Here is a 357-nt window from a genome sequence, read left to right as displayed (position 1 = left end):
GTATTATCAATAATCTCAATCTCACAATTATAAAGTGAAGCGATATATTCTATCAACTCAAAACCAAATCGCAGTAACCGATCTTTATACAAAACAACAACCTTTTCAACCTGATTTTGAGATATTCGCCTGATCAATTCCTGGAGCCCTTTTTTCTTATAATTAATTCCGGGACCGATATCACTTATTATCTCAAACGGCTGTCCTTTTGCCAGAAGATATGTTTTAACATTATCAATCTGTCGTTCCAGATCATCTTTCTGTTTATGACTGGAAACACGACAATATCCAATTGTAATGCGGTTTTTAGGCTTTACATTTATTACCTGGTTGAGTTGCTCATCAGAATAATATCTA

Annotated in this window: 1 protein-coding gene; it reads right to left on the bottom strand. The window is 33.9% G+C overall.

The genetic code is table 11. From position 1 onward, the window contains the following. Window positions 1-357, bottom strand: a 357-nt coding sequence (locus tag LJE11_RS19410; protein WP_173684250.1) for an IS607 family transposase, incomplete at both ends; no start/stop codon positions are given.

The organism is Blautia sp. DFI.1.216 (assembly GCF_020594215.1).
Lineage (GTDB): Bacteria > Bacillota > Clostridia > Lachnospirales > Lachnospiraceae > Blautia_A > Blautia_A wexlerae.
The sequence above is the reverse complement of the archived record's forward strand: the minus strand, read 5'-3'. Positions and strand labels throughout refer to the sequence as shown.